Below are 17,703 nucleotides of genomic sequence, written 5' to 3'. Positions count from 1 at the left end.
ATATTGCTATGGCGTTATGTATGGGGAGGCATGATGGACCTCAACACGCTCAGGCAGTTCCTGGTGGTGGCGCGGCTGGAACACCTCAGCCGGGCGGCCGACGAGCTGCGCATCGCCCAGCCTTCGCTGAGCCGTACCATGGCCCGCTTGGAGAACGAGCTGGGCACGCCGCTGTTCGATCGGAGCGGCCGGCTCCGACTGAACGACACGGGCAAGCTCTTCCGCGGTTACGTCGAACGCTCCCTGGGTGAGCTCGACGCGGGGCGGCGAGCCGTCGCCGAGGCCACCAGCGAGGGTGTGGGCACCGTGAGGCTGGCGTCGGAAACCTTCCTCACGCTCACCGGACCGCTGGCGGCCTACAAGCGAGCTCATCCCGCCATCGAGGTCGAACTCCACTGGATGCCGGCCGAGGACATGGCCCGCCGCCTGCGGGCCCAAGAGGTCGATCTGTGCATCGCCTCACAGCCGATCCACGCCGAGGGCTTGGCGGCGACGCAGCTGCTCGATGAGGCGGTGGGGGTGGCCACCCCACTGGATCATCCGCTGGCGGGCCGTACCTCGGTGAGCATGGACGAACTCGCCGATCAGCCTTTTATCACCGCACGCCAGGGGCACTGGCAACGCCGGCTCCTCGATCGGCTCTTCGCCGCCAGAGGCCTGACACCGAAGATCGTCTGCGAGAGTGATGAGCACAGCGCCATAGCCGACCTCGTCAGCGTGGGACTCGGCATCGGTCTCATCCCCGCCATCGCGCGGCGGGCCACCACCCGTGCCCTCCTCGCCTGGATCGCCGTCGACAGCCCCGACTGCCGGCGCGCGCTCACCCTGTTCTGGGGCGCCGACAGTCACCTGTCAACCGCCGCCTGCCTGATGCGTACCACGATCACCGGCTGGGACTGGGTCGCCGGCGAACCGCAGGAGAGGCTCGGATGATCGTCAGCCTGTCGGGGTGAAGGTGGCGCCGGGGCTGGTGTGCCGGCTGGCGCCGCTGCTTTTCCGGGTCGCCCCGTTCCCAGGTCAAGGCCCGAATTCGTGGTCCCTGTCTGCGCACCGACTGCGAAACTCGGCGAGCTCCCGCATCACATTCCGAGGGGCTATCTCGTCATTAAGTATCGAGACGCTGGTTTCACCACCAGCGTCATATCTATGACCGCATCTCGATCTAAGGCGAGGCGACATGTCAGCAGGCCAGGAACTACGCAACAAGGAGACGTACCACCACTTCCACGACGCCATCAACAGTGGCGATCTGGAGGTCATCTCGAAGGCGATCGACGAGTTCATTCACCCGGACGGGCGGTTCCACACGGCGGAGCCGACTGACGTGACCGCGGTGCAGGCACAAAAGCGCGTATGGGAGATCCTCCTGCGCGCGTTCCCCGACATTCACGTAACGGTCGAGGACCTGCTTGCCGAGGGTGACAAGATCGTCGCTCGGCAGACGGTCACCGGGACCAACTCCGGTGAGTACCGGGGCATGCCGCCGACCGGCAAATCCGTCACCTACCAGGAGATTTTTATCGCCCGCTTTGCCGACGGCCAGATCGCCGACATCTGGGGAGTCGTCGACATCTACTCACAGCTGCGGCAACTCGGCTTCATCCAGGCGTAGTACCTCGTCGGCCTACCGAAAGCGCCGGGAATGTCGGCGCCCATATCGTCCGCCGGGCATTCCTGTCTCCCGTCCGCAATGGTCCTCCAAGTCGTACGGCAGGCTGACTCTCCTTGCCCAGGACGGTGTCGTAGGCGGGCCCCGGGACGGCGTCAGCGAGGGTCGCCGGCGCCGACCTGCAGGAGTTTGGCGAGGATCGCGCTCAACTGCCCGCGCTCGTCGGGGGTGAGGGCCTGGAAGGTGTCCTCAAGGAAGGCCGGGATCAAGGCTTGGGCCTGGGCGAGCCGCCGGCGGCCCGAGTCGGTGATGGTGACGGCGTAGGAGCGCCGGTCGCGGGGGTTGCGTTCTCTGCGGACGTGGCCCGCCTGCTCCAGATCGTCGCAGACGCCGACCATCACGCTGCGGTCGATCCGGAGTTCGTCGCTGAGCGTCTGCTGAGAGCAGGGGCCGACGGCGTCGAGCATCTGGAGTACGAGATGTTGCCCGACTCCGAGCCCTTCCCCGGCGGCATGAACGTCGGCGGCGCGGGCCACGGCGGCCGACGCCCGGCACAGCGCGATGTCCAGCCGCTCGGCGGCGAGTCGCGGAAAGTACGCCATCCCGCGATCCGTCGTTCTCGTCGTTGTCGCCATCACTCTCCCTCTTGCGTTCAGGCGTCAGCCTACCGCAACTCCATCTCCACGCAGATTGTTTGACAGCAGATGATTTGTCGGCATACGGTCCGAACCGTCTGTCCACCAATTGTTTGCATGCAGATGGAGAGTGATCGTGACCCGAACCAACGCCCCCAACAGGTGGCCCTGGTGTTGCTGTGCGCCGCGGTGTTCCTGGACTCGATGGACCTGTCGTTGATGGGCGTGGCCCTGCCCGCGATCGGGCGTGATCTGTCGCTGCCGGAGAGCACCCTGCAGTGGCTGACGTCCGGCTACGCGGTCGCCTTCGGCCTGCGATTGCGCCGCCCCATGCCCGTACCCACCGCCTGAAGGAGATCATCATGACGTTGAACCTCACCCCCGACGAGCTGCTGAGCACCACCCGTGCCGTACGCAAGCGTCTCGACTTCACCCGTCCGGTGCCGCGCGAGCTGATCGAGGAGTGCGTGGACCTGGCCGTGCAGGCGCCCACCGGGCGCAACCGGCAGCGCTGGCACTTCCTCGTCGTCACCGAGCCCGAGCAGCGCCGGGCCGTGGCCGATATCTTCCTGCGCGCCCTGGCCGTGGCCGGCGGCCAGCCGCTGTCCGAACGTGATGTGTGGCGCATGAACTACCACTCCGGCTCCACCGAGCGGGTCTTCGACGGCCTGCGTCACCTGGCCGCCAACATCCACCGGGTGCCGGCGTTCGTCATCCCCGGCGTGGAGGGGCGCACTGACGGCGCCCCGGTGGCCGTGCAGGCCGGTGCGTGGGGGTCGATCCTGCCCGCGGTGTGGAGCTTCATGCTGGCCGCCCGGGCGCGGGGCTTGGGCACGGTGTGGACAACGGCGCAGGGGCCGCTCGAACGCGAGCTGGCACGGGTGCTCGGCGTGCCGTACGACGAGATCATGCTGGCGGCCTTCATCCCGCTGGCCTTCACCATCGGCACCGACTTCAAGCCCGCTCCCCGTATCCCGCGGGAGGAGGTTCTGCACTGGGACCGTTGGTGAGCGGGCCCGGTATTCCTCACCGGAGCACGGGCACGATCACGCCTGGTCAGGCCGGTACGGACCGCACCACGCCGGCCACCTCGTCCACGCTTCCGAGACGATCTTCTGAGTGGTCGCGGCGAGGCCGAGGATCTGCCGGGCGTGCTGCAGCAGCGCCTGTCCGCTCGGCGTCAGCCGCACCCCCCGGGACGTGCGCTCGAACAGCCGCTGGCCGAGCCGCCGTTCCAGATCCATGATCTGCCGGCTCAATGACGGTTGCGAGACCAGCAAACGCTGGGCGGCCTGATAGAACGAGCCCTCCTCTGCCACTGCGGCGAAGTAGCGCAGGTGCCGAAGTTCCACGGTCCCTCCTCACCTGGCTGCTCTGCTATGCCTGCGGAACATAGCAGAGGTGCCTAGAAGGACTTGGACCGCGAGGTGTGTCCGGCCCTGTACTGATGTCGACGGCCATCACTGATGGTGACACGGAACGGTGAGCAGCTCTGCATGCTGCGTTCTTCGAGGAGCGAGATGAGGCTTGGCGTGTGTTCGGCCTGCCTGCCGGAGCTGACGCCGCATCAGGCGGCTGAGGCGGCGGCCGCGGCCGGGTATGCCGGAATCGAATGGCGGGTCTCAACCGAGGCCGGTTCGCAAGGACCGGCGCACTTCCTACGGAACAACCGCTGCACCCTGCGCCCGCTGCGACAGCGGACGATCTGCCCCAGTGCCGCGCTGGCCAAGCAGGTCGTGGGACACCTGCCTCCGCACCTCGTAGGCGTCATCTACGACCCCGGCAACACCGTGGTGGAAGGGTCGGAGGATCCCCGGCTGGCGCTGCAGATCCTCGGCGAGCACCTGGCTCACGTACACCTCAAGAACGCCGCCTACGAACGTGCCGAGGGCGGCGGCCCGTGGCGGCCCCGATGGACGACGATGGACGACGGTGTGCTCGACGTGCCCGCGATCCTGCGGCTGCTCGAAAGCGCGGGCTACCGCGGATGGGTGTCGGTGGAGGACTTCAGCACGGATCGGCCACCGCGCGAGGCCCTCGCCTTCAATGCCGCCTACCTGAGCGATCACACCACGTTCGAGTCCGCGGCGGGAGGTCGGCCGTGAGTGCGAAAGGAGCGATCGTCACCGGAGGGGCGGGTGTCCTCGGCACGGTCATCGCCGCCCAACTGGCGCCGACGGATTCGAGGTGACGCTCTTCGACGTCGACGAAGCGGCCGTCGCCGACGCGGCGAGCCGCCTGTCGGCATCCAGCGGCGGGAACGTCGCCGGGTGCCCGGTGGACGTGAGCGACCCCCATGCGGTCGGCGAGCAGATCGCCCGGCTGCAACACGCGGGCCGGCGTCTGGACTGCCTGGTGAACAACGCCGCCGTCAATCCGCGCCTGCCCCTGTCCGGGCAGACCCCTGACGCCTGGGACACGACGATGGCGGTGAACGTGCGCGGGCCGATGCTGCTGTGCCAGGCGATGCGGCCCTGGTGGCAGCGTCATGGCGGCGGCCGGGTGGTCAACGTGAGCTCGCGCACCTGGCTCGCAGGCGGCCCCACGGCGTACGTCACGTCCAAGGCGGCCATCGTGGGGCTGACCCGGACCCTCGCCGTCGAGCTGGGCCCCCTCGGCGTCACCGTCAACGCCGTGGCGCCCAGCGTGGTGGAGACCCCCTTGACCAGGGCGGGGCGTACCGATGAGGAGTTCGAGCAGTTCACGGCCCGCCATCTGGCGATGACACCGCTCGGCCGGCTGGCCCGTCCTCAGGACGTGGCCGACGCCGTCGCCTTCCTCGCCGGCGACCGGGCCGCCTTCATCACCGGCGAGGTCCTGCACGTGTGCGGCGGGGCCCAGCTCGCACCGCCGGCCTGACGATCAACGGACTGAAAGAGCATTCCGTGCCCTACTTCGAACGCTCCGGCGTGCGCCTGTTCTACGCCGAGTACCCGCCCGCCCTCGGCCTCCGGCCACCGCTAAACCTCCTCCTCGTGCACGGCCTGTGGGGCGCGGCCGAAGGATGGATCCACCAGATCCCCGCCCTGCGGACCCACTACCGCACCGTGGCCGTGGACCTGCGCGGACACGGACGATCCAGCGCCCCGCCGTCGGGCTACGACCTCGGTGACCACGCCGAGGACCTGGCGGCCCTGATCCGGCACGCCGATCTGGCACCGGTCGTCCTGCTGGCCCATTCGATGGGCTGCTCGGTGGCCACCGTCCTGGCCGCCCGCCACCCCGGGCTGGTCCACGCCCTGGCGGTGATCGACCCCGACTACGCTGGCGATCCGGGCGAGCGGGAGTGGATGACCCGCCTGGCCGACGACCTGGAGGGACCGGACGCCGACCAGATCGCGCAGGATCTCATCAGCGATCGTTTCCACACCCCCGCCACCCCTGGACATCTGCGCACCTGGCACTTGCTGGAGGTCCTGGCCCGACCGGCGTGGCTGCGGGCCCAGACCTTCCGGCACAGCGCCTTCGGCCCCAGCAGCCTGCGTTTCCGCCCGCAGGCCGAGCCCGTCCTGCGGCAACGCCACCAGCCGGTGCTGGCCTTCCACCGCCACACGGCACGGGCGGAGGTGGAGCGCCTGTGCCTGCCGCCCGACCACAGCCGGATCATGCAGCGCCCCCAGGCGGGCCACTTCATCCACCAGGAACAGCCCGACGAGGTCAACGACACCCTCATGCAGTGGCTGGCCGCCCTTCCCCGATAGCCGCCCGCCCCCCGCAGAAAGGCAAGCGAACAGCCGTGGCAGTCAACGACAGCCTGGCGCCACACGGCGCCGCCCTCCCCCCGTCATCACCCCGCTTCGAGGCCCGCGCCTGGGGCGTCACCGCCGTACTGGTGCTCTCCTCGGTCGTGGTCTTCCTCGACAAGGCCCTGCTGGGCCTGGTCGCAAAACCGATGAGCGCCGAACTCGGCATGTCGGCCGCCGGTTTCGGCACCCTGGGCAGCGCCTCCTACGTACTGTTCGGCGCCACCTGCATCGCCGTCAGTTTCGCCGCACAGAGGATCTCCCCGCGATGGGTCCTGCTGGTCTGCGGCCTGTTGTGGGCCGTCGGCCAGGTGCCCGCCGTCGTCGCCGCCACCAGCGGCATGCTGTACGCGAGCAGAATCCTGGTCGGAGCCGCGGAAGGACCGGCCAACCCGCTGTCCATGACCGTGCTGTACTCATGGTTCCCCAACGAGCGGCGCGGCCTGCCGCAGGCGCTCTACACCGCGGGGGCCGCCGTCGCGAAGATCGCCCTCGCACCCGTGCTGACCTTGATCATCATCGGGTTCGGATGGCGAATGCGCGCTGATTCCCGTCGCCTGGACGATCGGCACGCAGTTCAAGCCCGCCCGCCGCGTCCCGGTCACCGAGGTCGTTCACTGGGATCACTGGTAGAGCTCACAAGCGTTGCAAGTCCCTTGCTGACACAGGTCACAGAGAACCTGGCGGGAACGAGCTGCCCGGACGGCTTCTGTCGGGGACGATCTCTATGGTCTGCGTCATGACCACTGCCGTGTCGGCGCCTGGCGCCCGCTTCTGCACCCTGTACCCCCGCGCCCTCCGGCGTGACGGCCTCGCGGGGGTGGGCGCGTGAGCGGGTGGGAGCGCGTGGCGGAGGCCGTCGGCGCGGGTGACGCGTCCAGGACGGCCGATGAGGTGTTACGCCTGGATGCGGCCGGGTGCCGCGAGGCGGCCCGTCGGCTGCCCCGCCACATCGGCTCTGCGCGGCAGGCCACGCACGAGCGCTTCGACCGTCTACGGGAACAGGCCACAGCCGAGGAGGAACGGGGTCGCAAGACGTTCATCGCGGCTGAGGTGGCCCGCGGCCTGTCCGAGGAGGAGGCGTTCCAGCGGTGGTGGTCGACGGGCAATTACCACGCCCACCACCGCGGCGTCGACTGGACGATGCGCGACGACTGGATCGCCCCCATGCTGGTCGCGGGTGCGGGCACGCTGGGCGGCGCGGCCGCGGTCGCCACCTGGATCTTCCGCCGCGACTTCGCCGACCGGAATGGAGGCCTCCCCTTGGAGCCGCTGCTGCGGGTCATCGCCGCGCGCCCATCCGAGTGGCAGGCCGACCTTGCCGTACGCGTGGCCGGACGTCTGCGCGGCACCCGCCGGCAGGGGGCGGACGGCACCGTCGCGCTGGCGCTGGAACTGCTGCGCCGCACCGGATCCCCGCTTCCCGACCACGAGCCGCTGGTGGCCGCCTGGGTGTCCACAACGCCAGACCTCCAAGGCGATCCGCTGGCCGAGCACCTGATCCCGCGGCTCTTCGAAGCCGAGGGTGTGGGCCGGGTGCTGCGCGACGACCGGGGAGAGGAGGGGCAGGACGGCCGCCGGTCCTGGCTGCACGCGCTGCGCGACCTGGCCGACGGCGGGCGTATCGAGCGGGAGGCGCTGGTCGACGGGTGCGTGCGCCGGTTCCTGCGCGGCGGCAGCGCGACGGACCTGCGGTTCTTCGTGCGCCTGCACGAGCTGCTGGAGCCCCGGCACAGCCCGGAACGTGTGCGCGACTACCTGCGCCTGCTGCCCGCCGCGCCGGGTCCGGTCGCCGAGCTGGCCCTGCGGCAGCTGCGCGGCGTCGGCGGGCCGAGCGGGGAGGGTGGGCTGAGCGGGGAGGGTGGGCTGAGCGGGGAGGACGTCAACGATGCGGTGGCGGCGCTCCTGTTCCGCCCCGAGGGCAAGCTCGTGCGCGCCGGGCTCACCCTGCTCGACCAGGCCGCTCGTGCGGCCGGCGATGACCTCGACCACCTGGCGCCCGCGCTGGCCTCGGCCTTCCTGTGCGAGTCCTACGAGGTCAGGGAGCGGTCGGTCCGGCTGGCGGTCAAGCACGCGGGACGGTTCACGCCGGTCGGAGCCGAAGCGGTACGGGAGGCGGCGGGCGCGCTGCCCCCGGATCTGGCAGCCCGGCTGACCGAGGCCTACGGCGCCACCGCGACACCGCCCAGCTCTTCCGAATCCGGCTCCTTCGATCCCGGCGGCTTCGAGGCCGTCGAGCTGCCGGTGTTCAGTGTGCCGAGCCGCCGGTCCTTCCCCGGCCCGATCGAAGACCTCGCCGACACCTTCGACCAGCTCCATCATGAATACGCGCTCGATCGGTGGCTCGACGGCTTCGTCCGCAATCCCCACAACAGGAAGCATCCGCTCCGCTCGACCGACCTGTACACCCGACAGGAGTGGTCGAACCTGACCGACTGGACCGAGGCGCTGCTGCGTGAGGCCACCAATCCCGGAGGGGAACCGCGTCGGGGCACCACGGCCCGTTCCGGTCCTCTCGCCCCGGGCGTGCTCCACAACCTCGCGGCAAGCCTGGGCGCGCTGGGCCTCACTCTTCCGGACGCCGAGAGCCTCGCCGGGCCACGACCGGAAGGGGAGCGCGTCTTCCTGGCCACGGTGCGCCAACGCGAGCCGAGTCCGCAGGAGGCCAAGCCGCACGAACGGCTGCCCCACCGAGAGCGGGTATCACCGTCGTACTGGGCCGTGCTCCTGCGCTGCGCCGAGATCCACAGTGCGCTGAAGGAAGGGACGCTGCCGCCGTACCTCCTGGCCACCCCGACGCGCATCTCCGGCCACATCGACCCCGCCGAGCTGGCCGACCGTATCGAGGGCTACCAGAAGGCGGATGTACGGCCTCTGCCCGCCGACCTGCAGCAGGCGCTGCTGCGGCTGCCACGCGAGGTGGATCCCGAGGTGAGCGCCCGTGCCGGCCGGCTGGCCCGCCACTCCGAGGCGGGCGCCGCGCTGGAGCGCTGGCTGAGGCAGCGGCCCGAACCCGAGACGCGGCTGGAATGGCCGCCGGCCGATGCGCCCCTGGGGGCTCGGGGGTGGCCGGCGCCTTTCCCACGCGCCGTCGTCTGGCTGGAGCCGACGGGGATGGCGCTGGTGGACGCGCTGCTGTCCGACCCGCCCTCCACGATCTGGAGTGTGCCCGGCGGCAATCTGGCCTCGGTGCGGCTGATGCTGCCCTCCGACCGGGAGGCGGTGGCCATGCAGCTCATCCCGCAACTGGTCCACAGCTGGCAGCACCCGGGCTACCTGCACACGTACGTGACCGCGCTGTGCTACCAGGACGGCCCCGTGGGGGAGGGGATGGCGCTCCTGTTCGGCATGCTGCTGGCTGAGCGCGGCTGGCACGCCGAACGCTGCCGGGAGCTGCTGCTGCGGGCAGCCGCCGCCAAGTGCCTGCCCGCCGAGGAGTGCGGTCGGCAGCTCGGCCTGTGCGTGCGCAGGATCGGGATTCCCATGAGTCAGGTCTGCGCGGGCCTGGAGGACATAGCGCGCAAGGGAGCGCACCGGGAGGCCTGGGCGATCATGCGCGGGCTGCTGCCGGTGTTCCTGCCGGGGCCGGGGGAGCGGGGCAGCTCCGCCCATACCCGGGCCCTGGAGCTCGCCGTCTGCCTTGCCCGCTGGGCCGAGGGGCGCGGGACGATCCCCGAGGTCGCCGGGATCGCCGCCCGCAAGGGGTCGAGCGGGCTCGTCCGCGCGGCCCGCCGGTTGGACGAGCACCTCGACCGGGCATGACATCTCACGACCCGATGAACTCTTGCCCGTGATCCACTCCAGCTCGCCGGCGCCTGCCGGGATACCTGTGGCCCGGACCGGCGCGAAGGTATCCGAGCGCGTGGGGAAGCGATTGATCAGCGATGGGCCGTTGCGATGAGACGTCGCAGTGCCGCCTGGGCAGGTGGGCCCCATGTGGCCTTGCCGCCTGGGCGGCCGCGAACGCCGGCTTCTCCGATGCGGATGCCGCCGAGGGCGCGTCGCACCGCCCATCCGCGGGCGCGGCGCAGGGTCGCGGCGTCCGGGGACGGCTGGTAGGCGGAATGGAAGCGGTCGGCGGTGCCGTCCGGCAGGAGATTCCACGCGGCAGCGAGGTCGCTGGCCGGGTCGCCCACGAAGAGGTCGCCGAAGTCGATCACGCCGCAGATCGTGCCGTCCGCGGTGAGGACGTTGGCCGGATGCAGGTCGCCATGGAGCCATAGCGCTGGGCCTGCCCAATCAGGCGCGGCGACGGCGTCTTCCCAAACCGCGCGGACGGCGTCTGGGTCAGGGATGAGCCCCATCTCGGTGGCCGAGGCGAGCCCCTTGACGAAGTCCTCGGAGTAGGCGGCCAACCGCCCCCCGCGGTCCCGGCCGGCGGGGGCTCCATCGGGGGCAGGTTGGTGAAGTGCCATCAGGAAGGCGGCCAGGGTGTCGGCCGCCTCTGCGCCACGCGTGACGGGGGCGCGGTCGGCGGGCTCGCCCTGCACCCAGGTGGTGACGATCCAGGGGCGCGGGAACAGCGCGGAGGGCTCGCCGAGGCGTTGCGGGACGGGAACCGGCAGCGGGAGGCGCGGGGCGAGGGCCGGCAGCCAGGTGTGCTCCTTACGCAGCAGCTCGTCCGCGTCCTGCGTCGCCCAGGGTAACCGGACGGCGAGGTCGTCGCCGAGCCTCCATAGCTGGTTGTCCCAGCCGCGCGCGCCGAGCCTCACCGGATGATCGGCCAGGTCGGGGTGCTGGTCGCGCAGCAGATCCCGCACCAACTCCGCGGTGATCTCGATCTCGGTGTGCGTCATGCGGAGCAACAGTAGCCGGATGGCCACCCGCCCATTCCGACTACTGGAGGGGGAGTAAGGCGCGGGCGCACCCCGGATGTCGATGTTGATCAGAGTTGTCCGGGGCCGGCCATGCGGTAGAAGAAGGGTCCGAGCCCGGCGGAGGCGACGGCTTGGATGAGCGGAAGGTGGTCTTCCAGCATGCGGGCGTGCTCCAAGTCCCCGACATAGACGGGGTCGAAGCCGGCGTCGACGATGAGTTGCTCGGTGACCTGCCGAGCGTCCGGGTCGGCTGCGAAGAGGTTGCTCGGGCGGACCCGCTGCTGTCCGATCTGGTCGTAGATCACCGCCCAGTTGGTGTTGAAGCTCTTGGCGGTCGGCCCACCGATGATGGACTTGATCTCGTGCGCCTGGGATGCGAACGGGGCGGAGCGTTGTCCGTAGGCGTTGGTCGCGTCGATGGTCACCTTGCCGGCGATGCCGGTCACGTTCGCCAGCGCCGCCGCGATCGCCGACCCGGGCACGGCGATCAGGACCACGTCGGCCGCCGATCCGTCACCGCCGTCACGGCCCAGGGTGATGACCTCGTGTCCAGCCTTCGACCAGATCCCGGCCAGCCCACCGCCGATGCGGCCCCGACCCACCGTGACGACCTTCATGAGCGCCCCTGTCTGGTTGCCTGACCACGACCCCTCGGGCCGGTGTTCAGATCCTTTCACGGTCCACCAGGACAGATCAGCTGTGGTACGGCTGCCGGTAGAGCACGCGGCGGTCAGCATGGTGAACATTGTCTTCATGGTCGTGGCTGTCAGTGGCGGGTGAACCGGTAGCCGGCGTGGTGCAGTTCGCCGTCCCGGAATTCTCCATAGGCCCAAAAACCCAGGTCGTCGAGATAGTCGATACGGGTTCCGTTGATCCAGTAGCGTCCCTGGTAGGCGCTGGGGCGGTCGCCGCGGGCCTCGTCGTAGCGGCCGTCGGGCAGGAGCCGCTGGCGGACGAAGTCGTTCTCATCCACCCACAGGCCGAGGTAGGAGTGGTCGGCGCCGGCCTCAGGCGGCGCGGTCTCGGAGACGGGCTGGGGGTCACTGGCCGGGTGTCCGTCCCATACCGTCACGCGCCCGTCGTGCAGGAGAACGTCCAGATGGCCGTCGCGGGCGATGGCCGGGCCGCCCGGGGCGCTCTCGGGGTCGGCGATCCTGATCACCGCGATGTCGGCGCGGTTGCCCGGGGTCAGCGTGCCGGTGGTGCCGGTGTCGGTGAAGTCGGCGCGGGAGGGCAGTACGAGACGGCCGGCGCAATCGATGATGATCATCCCGTCGTCCTCGGCGGCGGTGAGCAGGCCGGGGCCGACACCGACGATCGTGGGACCGCCGATCAGGATGTCGGCTTGTGCCCAGTCACCCAGCATCGGGTTCATGCTGATGACCGTGCCGCCGGTCAGCAGGAGGGGGCGAACGTTGTCGTTGTTGATGACGTTGAGCTGTTCCGGAGTGCGCATGTCGAGACACTTTCTTTCAGTGATCGAGTAGGTGATCGAGCTCGGTCGCGGCTCGTACGACTCGGCGGAAAGGGCGTTCAGCGACCGGCGGCGCGCAGGACGCGGTCGCGGGACTCGCGCACATCCTGACCCAGCTCGGCCAGATCGACGCCGAGGACGGTGCCGGCCCACTTGCGCACTCGGCCCGCGATGAAGACGGCCTGGATGTTGCGCGGGTCTGAGCCGAGAACGAGGGTGCCGATCGGGTCGTTGAGCGGCATGTTGTTGAGGTCCTCGGCGCCGACGATGAGGACGTCGGCCTGCTTGCCGGGGGTGAGTGAGCCGGTGACGTCGCCGAGGCCGACGGTTCTGGCACCTTGCAGGGTCGCGAAGTCCAAGACGTCGGCCACGCCGATCCGAACGGGGGTGGCGCCGGCGCCGTAGGCGGCATTGACGGCGCGCATCCGCTGGATCGCGTGCAAGGCGCGCATCTGCGTGAACATGTCGCTGGCCAGCGCCACTTCGACGTCGATGCTCAGCCCGGGGCGGATGCCGGCCGCGAGCGCCTCGTCGACGGCCGGGACCGCGGTCTCCAGGCCGATCTGCGCGTCGGAGGTGGGGGCGAGCGACACCGTGGTGCCCGAGTCGCCCATGGCCCGCCAGGCGTCGGCGGTCAAGCCGGTGCTGTGGATGAGCGTCACGTCCGGGCCGAGCAGCCCATCGGCCGACCAGCGCAGAATGGCCCGCGAGGAGGGGATGCCGAAGACGGCGTCAACGCTGACGCCGATGCCGAACTCGCGGGCGACGCGGGCGAGCGCGGGCCCGTAGGCGAGATCGGGGCCGGCGATCTCATCGGTGGCCAGGGTGGCCAGGCGCAGCGTGAGCAACTGGTCGCCGGAGGCGAAGTACTTGTCCTGCAGCCGGGTCAGGTCAGCCGGCCACTGGCCGTCCCAGTCTCCGAAGTGCGGCCGCATGGAGGCATGCACACCTCGGATGCCGGTGTCGATCAGGGCCTGGATGGCGCTGTCGGAGTGGGCGGTGGTGCGGGAGTTGTGGGAGAAGTCGAGCATCGTGGTGATGCCGCTGTCGATGGCGGTCAGGGCGGCGAGCTTCGTCCCGATGTACATGTCCTGCGGCTGATAGGCGGGAGCGATGCCGGACAGGGTGGACATGACGTACTCGCCGAGGTCGTTCACGTCGGGCATGATCCTGCGCAGCTGCGCCTCCCAGGCATGCCGGTGGGTGTCGACGAAGCCGGGGGCCAGGATGGAGCCGGTGGCGTCGATGACGACCGCGCCCGTGGCAGCGCCGGCGGTGCGCAGGTCAGGGGCGACGGCGGCGATGGTGCTGCCCTGGATGAGCAGATCGCCCTTGGGCAGAACGCCGAGATCTGGATCCATGGTGACGATCGTGGCGCCGGTCAGCAGAACGCGCCGGTCGCGATCGGTGTCCTGGCGGCGTAGCTGGTCGAGGGTCGTGTCGGCGTTCATGGGGCCTTCTATCCGTGGGTTGCGGCGGGGTTCCGCCGCTGACAGATCCGAGTCTGTCCACGTCGCCGGGGGCGAAGAAGGCCGCTGATTTCCTGGGAGTGCCATGCCTAGGATGGAAGACGCGTAAAGCGCGGGTGCGACCGTCTGGAGTTACACGGACGGGCCGCGCTCGCCGAGATCCGACGCGGCCAGGGTCGCCAGGAGGGCCAGCGCGTCCGCGGACGGCGAGCCGGGCTCGGCCTGGTAGGTGACCAGGCGCTGGCCGGGCGCGCCGGCGATCAGGAAGACCGCCCTGCTCAGGCGCAAATCGTTGACCTCCGGGGGGGAGAGCCGGATCGTGCGGCGAAAGGTTTCTCCGGACTTCCGCTCCGCCCACAAGCGCCGGAACTGCGGGCTCTTGATGGCCAGCTCGCCCACCAGCTCGGCCAGGCCGCGCTCGTCGGGCGCCTTGAGCGCGATCTCGCGCAGGTCGGCCACGGCCGCGCGGGCCGTCTCGCTCCAGTCACGGAAGAACTCTCGCCCTGCGGGATCGAGGAAGATCATGCGCAGCATGTTGTCGTCGTGGGCGAACCGGCTGTGCAGGGCACCGGCGAGCGGGTTGCGCGCCAGCACGTTCTGCGACCAGCCCAGAACGTAGGCGGGGACGTCCGTCCAGCCGTGCATGAGCCGGAGCACCTCGGGGGCTACCCGCTCTACGCGCGCCGGGCGCTGGCGGCGGACGGCCGGACGGGCCAGCCGGTACAGCTCGGCCGCGGCCGGCTCGTCCAGCCGCAGAGCCCGCGCCAGGGTGGCCACCGTCTGCCACGAGGGGCGTCGCTGCCTGCCCTGCTCCAGGCGCGCGTAGTAGCCGGTGCTGAGCCCGGCCAGCCTGGCGACCTCATCACGGCGTAGCCCGGGCACCTGGCGGCGGCCCGCTGCCTGCTCAGGGCGTGTCAACGCGCGGTGGCGGCGTAGGAACTGCCCCAAGGCGTTGCTCATGTCGGCACCGTCCATGGCACCGAGGCTAGGCGAGAGCGGCGGCAAAGGGATCACCACCGCCAGGGCGAACTTTTCCTAGGAAACCACCACCACCTATTCATGTCATGGCTCATCGGGCATTTGTCATCTAGCCTGACGAAATGTCGCAAAGCACGCCATTGGGAGAGTTCCTCCGAGCCCGTCGCGAGGCTCTCAAACCGCAGGACGTCGGCCTGCCGGAGTACGGGCGGCGCCGGGTCAAGGGCCTGCGCCGCGAGGAAGTGGCGATGCTGGCGGGCATGAGCAGCGACTACTACGTGCGGCTCGAGCAGGGCCGGGAGTCGAGCCCTTCGCCGCAGGTGGTCGAGGCGGTGGCGCGCGCCCTGAGCCTGGACGAGGAGGCCACCGAGCACCTTCACCGCTTGATCCGGCCGCCTGTTCAGCGCCGAGCCGCCGCCGACGACCATGTCAGCCCGCAACTGCTGCAGCTGATGGACAGCTGGCCCACCTCGCCGGCGTTCGTGCTGGGCCCCGCTCTGGACATCCTGGCCGCCAACACGATGGCCACCGCCCTGCACGAAGGGTTCGCCGCCACCGACAACCTGGCCCGCATGGTGTTCACCGACCCCGCAGGGCGGGAGTTCTATCGGGACTGGGAGCGGGCCGCGCACTCCTGCGTCGCCGAGCTGCGGGCCGCCTTCGGCCACGACCCGGAGTCCGCGCGCGTCAATCAGGTCGTCGACGAGCTCTGCTCGGCCAGCCCCGCGTTCGCCGAGCTGTGGGCCCGCCACGAGGTGAAGTCGAAGACGCAGGAGGGCAAGCACCTGCGGCACCCCCGCGTGGGCGACCTGCACATCCAGTTCTCCGCCTTCACCGTCAACGGCGCCCCGCACCAGCAACTCGTCGTCTACCAGGCCCAGCCCGCCTCGGCGACCGCGGCCGCGTTCGAGCAACTGCGCGCCTCAGCCGCGCGGGTGACGGCGAGGACGCTGCACCACAACGACGCCATCTGACTGCTCCCACCGCACCGCGTCAGAGAGGTGGCCCAAGCACGCCCAGCTCGTACCGCCTCCGGTTCGAGCCCGGCCTTCACCCGACGTTCCCTTCCTAGGTGTGTTCCTCCCAGGAAAGTCCCGGCCTTCATCCCCGCCCGTGAGCTGCACAGACTCGGATCTGTCAGCGACGGGAGCCGACTCCGCCGGAACTCTCGACGAGAGACACGCCAAGGAAAGAGACGACATCATGACTACGTGGTTCATTACCGGCGCTTCCCGTGGGCTCGGCGCCGAGATCGCCCGAGCCGCGCTCAAGGGCGGCGACAACGTGGTCGTCGCCGTGCGCAACCCTGACCGGCTGCCCGGTGACCTGCAGAACTCCGACCAGGTCCTCGCCGTCGCCCTGGACGTCACCGACAGCGGCGCCATCCCCGCCGCCGTCCAGGCCGCGACAGACCGCTTCGGCGGCATCGACGTGCTGGTCAACAACGCCGGCCGCGGCCTGCTGGGCGCCCTGGAAGAGATCGGCGACGACGAGACCCGCTCCCTGTTCGACCTCAACGTGTTCGGCCTGATCAACATGACCAGGGCCGTGCTGCCCGGTATGCGTCGCCGGGGCTCGGGAAAGATCGTCAACATCGGTTCGCGCTCCGGATTCGAAGGCGAGCCCGGAGTCAGCCTGTACAGCGCCTCCAAGTTCGCCGTCGCCGGGATCAGCGAAGCCCTCGGCGCGGAGATGTCGCCGTTCGGCATCCAGTCCATGGTCGTCGAACCGGGCGTACTGCGTACCGACTTCCTGGACGCCAGCTCGCTGTCGCTGGCGCGCGAGCGGATCGCCGACTACGACGGCACCCCCGCGCACGTCACCCTCGACTGGGTCGACGACGCCAACCACACCCAGCTCGGCGACCCCGTCAAGAGCGCGGCCCTGATCTACGAGGTCACCGGTCAGACCATCCTGCCCCGGCACCTGTACCTCGGGCCCGACACCATCGATCGGCTCCAGGTCAAGCTCGAGCAGATCCACGACGACCTGAACGCCTGGCGGGACAAGTCGGCGGCCACCGCGCACGACGACGCCGCCTGACCCGCGCATCAGCTGAGCTCATCTGCGGCGCCAGACGCCACTGCCGACTGTCGCCGATCCCACGAAGGCAATCCCACGAAGGCAATTGTCAGAAGAAAGGCACGACTCATGTCTGCTCTGCTCACCGGCACTCCGCTCGCCGGCCGCGTGGCCGTGGTCACCGGAGCCTCCAGCGGCATCGGCGCCGCCACCGCGCAGCGCCTGGCCCAGCTTGGCGCCAAGGTCGCCGTCATGGCCCGGCGCAAGGACAAGCTCGACACACTCGTCGACAGCATCCAAGCCGCCGGCGGTGTCGCCATGGCGCTGCCCGTCGACGTCACCGACCGCGAAGCCGTCCACGCCGCCGCCGACCAGGTCGCCGAGCAGCTCGGGCGGGCGGATCTGGTCTTCAACAACGCCGGTGTCCAGTTGGTGTCCGCCATCGATGAGCTGCGACTCGACGACTGGCAACGTCAGATCGACCTGAACATCACCGGCGTGATGAACGTCATCGGCGCCTTCCTGCCACAGCTGAGCACCGCCGCCGAGGCGGGAAGGCCGGCCGACCTGATCACCACCTCCTCTATCGCCGCCACCCGGATCCTGGAGAAGTTCTCGATCTACTCCGGTACGAAGGCCTACATCAGCCACCTCACCAGGCTGCTGCGGGTGGAGCTCGGCCCGAAGAACATCCGCGTGGCCACCATCGAGCCCGGCATGGTCGACACCGAACTGCCCGACCACGTCACCGACCCCGACGCCAGCAAGCTCATGGCCGACCTGATCGAGCAGGTCGACGTCCTGCAGTCCAGTGACATCGCCGAGACCGTGGCCTTCATGGCCGCCGTGCCCCGCCACGTCAACCTCACCGAGATCACCATCCTGCCCACCGCCCAGGCCATCTAGCAGCCCTGGGAAGGGGGGCCGATGGCTGAGCACCGACCAGCCATCGGCCC

General features: G+C 70.0%; 19 protein-coding genes. 12 read left to right on the top strand and 7 right to left on the bottom strand.

Annotated elements, in window-relative coordinates:
• Positions 1–30 precede the first annotated feature (30 nt).
• The gene (locus tag KLK06_RS48220; RefSeq protein WP_250907176.1) at positions 31–933 is read left to right on the top strand and encodes a LysR substrate-binding domain-containing protein; all 903 of its coding nucleotides are present in this window, start codon (positions 31–33) and stop codon (positions 931–933) included.
• Positions 934–1,177: 244 nt separating this feature from the next.
• Positions 1,178–1,612 carry an ester cyclase gene (locus KLK06_RS48215; protein WP_214642489.1) on the top strand — a complete coding sequence of 145 codons (435 nt, stop codon included), beginning with the start codon at positions 1,178–1,180 and terminating at the stop codon, positions 1,610–1,612.
• Between the two features lie 152 nt (positions 1,613–1,764).
• Here the strand turns inward: KLK06_RS48215 and KLK06_RS48210 are convergent, their stop codons facing one another.
• A complete protein-coding gene (locus KLK06_RS48210; protein WP_250907175.1) occupies positions 1,765–2,211 on the bottom strand; it encodes a MarR family winged helix-turn-helix transcriptional regulator in 447 nt (148 codons plus the stop codon).
• Positions 2,212–2,367: 156 nt separating this feature from the next.
• Between KLK06_RS48210 and KLK06_RS48205 the strand changes: the two genes are divergently transcribed.
• Both KLK06_RS48205 and KLK06_RS48200 read left to right on the top strand, forming a co-directional pair.
• Positions 2,368–2,595 carry a hypothetical protein gene (locus KLK06_RS48205; protein ID WP_214642487.1) on the top strand — a complete coding sequence of 76 codons (228 nt, stop codon included), beginning with the start codon at positions 2,368–2,370 and terminating at the stop codon, positions 2,593–2,595.
• A gap of 11 nt (positions 2,596–2,606) precedes the next feature.
• Entirely contained in the window at positions 2,607–3,254 is a 648-nt protein-coding gene (locus tag KLK06_RS48200) for a nitroreductase family protein (RefSeq protein WP_214642486.1), read from the top strand.
• 36 nt (positions 3,255–3,290) lie between these two features.
• Here KLK06_RS48200 and KLK06_RS48195 read toward each other — a convergent pair whose 3' ends face one another.
• Positions 3,291–3,596 carry a LysR family transcriptional regulator gene (locus tag KLK06_RS48195; protein WP_214642485.1) on the bottom strand — a complete coding sequence of 102 codons (306 nt, stop codon included), beginning with the start codon at positions 3,594–3,596 and terminating at the stop codon, positions 3,291–3,293.
• A 168-nt stretch (positions 3,597–3,764) separates the two neighbouring features.
• Between KLK06_RS48195 and KLK06_RS48190 the strand changes: the two genes are divergently transcribed.
• The 5 genes from KLK06_RS48190 (at position 3,765) to KLK06_RS48170 (ending at position 9,749) form a co-directional block, all read left to right on the top strand.
• On the top strand, positions 3,765–4,349 hold the full coding sequence (locus KLK06_RS48190; protein WP_214642484.1) for a sugar phosphate isomerase/epimerase: 585 nt from the start codon (positions 3,765–3,767) through the stop codon (positions 4,347–4,349).
• A gap of 82 nt (positions 4,350–4,431) precedes the next feature.
• The gene (locus KLK06_RS48185; protein WP_214642483.1) at positions 4,432–5,103 is read left to right on the top strand and encodes an SDR family NAD(P)-dependent oxidoreductase; all 672 of its coding nucleotides are present in this window, start codon (positions 4,432–4,434) and stop codon (positions 5,101–5,103) included.
• Positions 5,104–5,129: 26 nt separating this feature from the next.
• Complete coding sequence (locus tag KLK06_RS48180) at positions 5,130–5,945, top strand: alpha/beta fold hydrolase (RefSeq protein ID WP_214642482.1); 816 nt, start codon at positions 5,130–5,132, stop codon at positions 5,943–5,945.
• 35 nt (positions 5,946–5,980) lie between these two features.
• Positions 5,981–6,730: an MFS transporter gene (locus tag KLK06_RS48175; RefSeq protein WP_214642481.1), complete on the top strand. Its 750-nt coding sequence runs from the start codon at positions 5,981–5,983 to the stop codon at positions 6,728–6,730.
• An 85-nt stretch (positions 6,731–6,815) separates the two neighbouring features.
• On the top strand, positions 6,816–9,749 hold the full coding sequence (locus KLK06_RS48170) for a DUF6493 family protein (RefSeq protein WP_214642480.1): 2,934 nt from the start codon (positions 6,816–6,818) through the stop codon (positions 9,747–9,749).
• Positions 9,750–9,865: 116 nt separating this feature from the next.
• On the opposite strand, the gene KLK06_RS48165 is transcribed toward KLK06_RS48170, so the two are convergent.
• The 5 genes from KLK06_RS48165 to KLK06_RS48145 all read right to left on the bottom strand — a co-directional run bounded on the left by KLK06_RS48165 (position 9,866) and on the right by KLK06_RS48145 (position 14,722).
• Positions 9,866–10,783 (bottom strand): aminoglycoside phosphotransferase family protein, encoded by a 918-nt coding sequence (locus KLK06_RS48165; protein WP_214642479.1) that lies wholly within the window; start codon positions 10,781–10,783, stop codon positions 9,866–9,868.
• A gap of 89 nt (positions 10,784–10,872) precedes the next feature.
• Positions 10,873–11,421, bottom strand: a complete 549-nt coding sequence (locus KLK06_RS48160) for an NADPH-dependent F420 reductase (RefSeq protein ID WP_214642478.1) — start codon at positions 11,419–11,421, stop codon at positions 10,873–10,875.
• A 149-nt stretch (positions 11,422–11,570) separates the two neighbouring features.
• Positions 11,571–12,260, bottom strand: coding sequence for an Atu4866 domain-containing protein (locus KLK06_RS48155; RefSeq protein WP_250907174.1), 690 nt, complete (start codon positions 12,258–12,260; stop codon positions 11,571–11,573).
• Positions 12,261–12,337: 77 nt separating this feature from the next.
• Positions 12,338–13,729 (bottom strand): amidohydrolase family protein, encoded by a 1,392-nt coding sequence (locus KLK06_RS48150; protein ID WP_214642477.1) that lies wholly within the window; start codon positions 13,727–13,729, stop codon positions 12,338–12,340.
• Between the two features lie 150 nt (positions 13,730–13,879).
• On the bottom strand, positions 13,880–14,722 hold the full coding sequence (locus tag KLK06_RS48145; protein ID WP_214642476.1) for a helix-turn-helix transcriptional regulator: 843 nt from the start codon (positions 14,720–14,722) through the stop codon (positions 13,880–13,882).
• Between the two features lie 125 nt (positions 14,723–14,847).
• On the opposite strand from KLK06_RS48145, the gene KLK06_RS48140 reads away from it, so the two are divergent.
• From KLK06_RS48140 to KLK06_RS48130, 3 genes are all read left to right on the top strand, one after another.
• Positions 14,848–15,699, top strand: coding sequence for a helix-turn-helix transcriptional regulator (locus KLK06_RS48140; RefSeq protein WP_214642475.1), 852 nt, complete (start codon positions 14,848–14,850; stop codon positions 15,697–15,699).
• Positions 15,700–15,928: 229 nt separating this feature from the next.
• Entirely contained in the window at positions 15,929–16,768 is an 840-nt protein-coding gene (locus KLK06_RS48135; RefSeq protein ID WP_214642474.1) for an SDR family NAD(P)-dependent oxidoreductase, read from the top strand.
• Between the two features lie 108 nt (positions 16,769–16,876).
• Positions 16,877–17,653: an SDR family oxidoreductase gene (locus KLK06_RS48130; protein ID WP_214642473.1), complete on the top strand. Its 777-nt coding sequence runs from the start codon at positions 16,877–16,879 to the stop codon at positions 17,651–17,653.
• Positions 17,654–17,703: the final 50 nt, after the last annotated feature.

Source organism: Nonomuraea sp. NEAU-A123 (assembly GCF_018603905.1).
GTDB lineage: Bacteria > Actinomycetota > Actinomycetes > Streptosporangiales > Streptosporangiaceae > Nonomuraea.
Note: the sequence above shows the minus strand (reverse complement) of the source record. Positions and strands in the feature narration are given on the sequence as shown.

Coding starts and splice junctions, on each gene's coding strand:
- KLK06_RS48220 (WP_250907176.1), top strand. CDS start 31: ATGATGGACCTCAACACGCTCAGGCAGTTCCTGGTGGTGGCGCGGCTG.
- KLK06_RS48215 (WP_214642489.1), top strand. CDS start 1,178: ATGTCAGCAGGCCAGGAACTACGCAACAAGGAGACGTACCACCACTTC.
- KLK06_RS48210 (WP_250907175.1), bottom strand. CDS start 2,211: ATGGCGTACTTTCCGCGACTCGCCGCCGAGCGGCTGGACATCGCGCTG.
- KLK06_RS48205 (WP_214642487.1), top strand. CDS start 2,368: ATGGAGAGTGATCGTGACCCGAACCAACGCCCCCAACAGGTGGCCCTG.
- KLK06_RS48200 (WP_214642486.1), top strand. CDS start 2,607: ATGACGTTGAACCTCACCCCCGACGAGCTGCTGAGCACCACCCGTGCC.
- KLK06_RS48190 (WP_214642484.1), top strand. CDS start 3,765: ATGAGGCTTGGCGTGTGTTCGGCCTGCCTGCCGGAGCTGACGCCGCAT.
- KLK06_RS48165 (WP_214642479.1), bottom strand. CDS start 10,783: ATGACGCACACCGAGATCGAGATCACCGCGGAGTTGGTGCGGGATCTG.
- KLK06_RS48160 (WP_214642478.1), bottom strand. CDS start 11,421: ATGAAGGTCGTCACGGTGGGTCGGGGCCGCATCGGCGGTGGGCTGGCC.
- KLK06_RS48155 (WP_250907174.1), bottom strand. CDS start 12,260: ATGCGCACTCCGGAACAGCTCAACGTCATCAACAACGACAACGTTCGC.
- KLK06_RS48150 (WP_214642477.1), bottom strand. CDS start 13,729: ATGAACGCCGACACGACCCTCGACCAGCTACGCCGCCAGGACACCGAT.
- KLK06_RS48145 (WP_214642476.1), bottom strand. CDS start 14,722: ATGGACGGTGCCGACATGAGCAACGCCTTGGGGCAGTTCCTACGCCGC.
- KLK06_RS48140 (WP_214642475.1), top strand. CDS start 14,848: ATGTCGCAAAGCACGCCATTGGGAGAGTTCCTCCGAGCCCGTCGCGAG.
- KLK06_RS48135 (WP_214642474.1), top strand. CDS start 15,929: ATGACTACGTGGTTCATTACCGGCGCTTCCCGTGGGCTCGGCGCCGAG.
- KLK06_RS48130 (WP_214642473.1), top strand. CDS start 16,877: ATGTCTGCTCTGCTCACCGGCACTCCGCTCGCCGGCCGCGTGGCCGTG.